The sequence below is a fragment of the Micromonospora deserti genome (assembly GCF_003236335.1).
Taxonomy (GTDB): Bacteria; Actinomycetota; Actinomycetes; order Mycobacteriales; family Micromonosporaceae; genus Micromonospora; species Micromonospora deserti.
The window spans coordinates 1-3,016 of sequence record NZ_POUB01000435.1 but is presented as its reverse complement, the minus strand read 5'-3'; the positions used below and the strand labels follow the sequence as shown (position 1 = coordinate 3,016).

Genomic DNA, 3,016 nt, shown 5'->3' with positions numbered 1-3,016 from the left:
ACCACACACCACCCACCCACCCCGCACAACGTCAGGGGAACTGCCGTCTCCCCAGCCACCGAGGCAGCACCTTCACGAAGTTGTCCGAATCTTGGAGCTGGCCGCGAGGGGAAGGAACCCGGCGGCGCGCCGGAGCGCGGGCTGGACGCCTCACCAGCACCCGCTCGACTCCCGTCGAACCGGAGTCCCGAAACCTCTCATAAGCATAAAATGGGACAACACTCTAGAGGGGGTTTGGGATGACCGCAGCGATGGAGATGCCCCGCGTCCAGGAGTGCGTGGTCACGGTGTGCGCGTACAACCACGCTCGCGACTGCCACGCCTTCGCCATCACGATCGGCAGCATGGACCACGCGCACTGCCACACCTTCGTGGAGATGCCTGCGGTGCGCGGCGGGGTGGACGGGCTGATCGCGCAGGTCGGCGCCTGCCAGCGTGCCGACTGCCGGCACAACGACCAGCTGGAGTGCCACGCACCGGCCATCAAGGTCGGCCCGGACAACGACATGGCCGACTGCATGACCTACGCCGGACGCTGACGTCGCCGATCGTGGCGGCACCCAACACGCCGTCCAGCCCACACGGCGGCAAGCCCCCGCGGGCCAGCGCCGTCGCCCGGCCGGTGGGGGCGGGCGCGACGCGGGTCAGGGCAGGCCGTTCGCTTCCCGGACCACGCTGACCAGCTCGTCGATGATCCCGGTGAGGGCAAAGTCCTTCGGGGTGAAGACCCGGGCCACGCCGGCGGCGCGGAGCTGCTCGGCGTCGCCGGCCGGGATGATCCCGCCGACCACCACGGGCAGGTCGGCGCGGCCGGCGGCCCGCAGCCCGTCCAGCACCGCGGGTACCGCCGCCAGGTGCGAGCCGGAGAGCACCGACAGCCCGACCAGGTCGACGTCCTCCTCGACGGCGGCGGCGACGATCTGCCCCGCGGTCAGCCGGATGCCCTGGTAGACCACCTCGAAGCCGGCGTCGCGGGCGCGTACCGCGATCTGCTCGGCGCCGTTGGAGTGCCCGTCGAGGCCGGGCTTGCCGACGAGCAGCCGCAGCCGGCCACTGCCCAGCTCGCGGGCGGTGGCGGCGACCCGCTCCCGCACGCCGGCCAGCGTCGCGTCGCCGCCAGCCCCGGCGGCGCCGGTCAGGCCGGTCGGCGCGCGGTACTCGCCGAAGACCTGGCGCAGCGCGCCGGCCCACTCGCCGGTGGTCACCCCGGCCCGCACGCACTCGAGCGTCGCCGGCATCAGGTTGGCGGTGGTCGCGGCGTCCGCGCGCAGCCGGGCCAGGGCCGCGTCCACCGCCGCCGCGTCCCGGCCGGCCCGCCACTCGCGTACGGAGGCCACGGCGGCCTGCTCCACCGCCGGGTCGACCTGCTCGACCGCCTCGGCGCCGGCCGCGGTGAGCGGGGACGCCTCGGTCTCGGTGAACCGGTTGACGCCGACCACCACGTCGGTGCCGGCCTCCATCCGGCGCCGGCGCTCGGCCAGCGAGGCGACCAGTGCGCTCTTCAGGTAGCCGGTCTCCACCGCGGCGACCACGCCGCCCATCTCCAGCACCTTCGCCAGCTCGACCCGGGCCCCGGTGACGATCTCGTCGACCAGTGCGGTCATCACGTGCGAGCCGGCAAACAGGTCCGGGTACTCCAGCAGGTCCGACTCGTACGCGAGTACCTGCTGCATCCGCAGTGACCACTGCTGGTCCCATGGGCGGGGCAGGCCGAGCGCCTCGTTCCAGGCGGGCAGCTGCACGGCGCGGGCGCGGGCGTCCCGGGAGAGCGTCACGCCGAGCATCTCCAGCACGATGCGCTGGACGTTGTTCTCCGGCTGCGCCTCGGTCAGCCCCAGCGAGTTGACCTGGACGCCGTAGCGGAACCGGCGCTGCTTCGGGTCCCGCACGCCGTAGCGCTCCCGGGTGATCTCGTCCCAGAGCGCGCCGAACGCGCGCATCTTGGCGATCTCCTCGACGAAGCGCACCCCGGCGTTGACGAAGAACGAGATCCGCTGCACCACGTCGCCCATCCGCTCGGCGGGCACCTGGCCCGAGTCGCGGACCGCGTCGAGCACCGCGACAGCGGTGGAGAGCGCGAAGCCGACCTCCTGCACCGGCGTGGCGCCGGCCTCCTGAAGGTGGTACGAGCAGATGTTGACCGGGTTCCACCTCGGCATCTCGCGCAGCGTGTACGCGATGATGTCGGCGGTGAGCCGCAGCGACGCCGCCGGCGGGAAGATGTACGTCCCGCGGGAGAGGTACTCCTTGATGATGTCGTTCTGCGTGGTGCCGGCGCAGCGGGCCAGTTCGGCGCCCTGCTCGACGCCGACCGTGCCATAGAGGGCGAGCAGCCACATCGCCGGCGCGTTGATGGTCATCGAGGTGTTCATCTCGGCCAGCGGGATGCCGTCGAAGAGGGCCCGCATGTCGCCGAGGTGGGCGACCGGCACGCCCACCCGACCGACCTCGCCGGCGGCGAGCTCGTGGTCGGGGTCGTAGCCGGTCTGCGTCGGAAGGTCGAAGGCGACCGAGAGCCCGGTCTGCCCCTTGGCCAGGTTGCGGCGGAAGAGCGTGTTGGTCGCGGCGGCCGAGGAGTGCCCGGCGTACGTGCGCATCACCCACGGGCGGTCGCGTTCGGGCAGCCGACCCTGGACAGCCTTCTCATCCATGGCGGGAGTCTAAGTTACCGTTCAGTAAAACGGGTTGTGGAAAACCACACAGCTCCATGTCGGGGACACCGCGCCGCACCCCGCCTGACATGTCCGCAACCACCACACCCCGGGCGCCGCCCGGTCGCGCCCGCGCCGCACACTTGACGGCATGGATGACGAGCTCGCGATCTCCGTCCGGGGGCTGCGCAAGGCGTACGGCGACACCGTCGCGGTGGCGGGCGTGGACCTCGACGTGCGCCGGGGCGAGGTGTTCGCCCTGCTCGGCCCGAACGGCGCGGGCAAGACCACCACGGTGGAGATCCTGGAGGGCTACCGGCGGCGCGACGCGGGCGAGGTGTCGGTGCTCGGCAGCGACCCCGCCC

At 72.5% G+C, this 3,016-nt stretch carries 3 protein-coding genes; 2 read left to right on the top strand and 1 reads right to left on the bottom strand.

All coding sequences use genetic code 11. From position 1 onward, the window contains the following. Positions 1-239: 239 nt before the first annotated feature. Positions 240-539, top strand: a complete 300-nt coding sequence (locus C1I99_RS30745) for a DUF1540 domain-containing protein (protein ID WP_111137654.1) — start codon at positions 240-242, stop codon at positions 537-539. 105 nt (positions 540-644) lie between these two features. Here C1I99_RS30745 and C1I99_RS30740 read toward each other — a convergent pair whose 3' ends face one another. Next, the gene (locus C1I99_RS30740) at positions 645-2,651 is read right to left on the bottom strand and encodes a protein meaA (RefSeq protein WP_111137653.1); all 2,007 of its coding nucleotides are present in this window, start codon (positions 2,649-2,651) and stop codon (positions 645-647) included. Between the two features lie 151 nt (positions 2,652-2,802). On the opposite strand from C1I99_RS30740, the gene C1I99_RS30735 reads away from it, so the two are divergent. Then, the coding region (locus C1I99_RS30735; RefSeq protein ID WP_146604097.1) for an ATP-binding cassette domain-containing protein at positions 2,803-3,016 on the top strand (214 nt) is incomplete at its 3' end.

What these genes read in the sequence shown, in the direction of transcription:
- C1I99_RS30745 (WP_111137654.1), top strand. Translation starts at nt 240, where the DNA reads ATGACCGCAGCGATGGAGATGCCCCGCGTCCAGGAGTGCGTGGTCACG.
- C1I99_RS30740 (WP_111137653.1), bottom strand. Translation starts at nt 2,651, where the DNA reads ATGGATGAGAAGGCTGTCCAGGGTCGGCTGCCCGAACGCGACCGCCCG.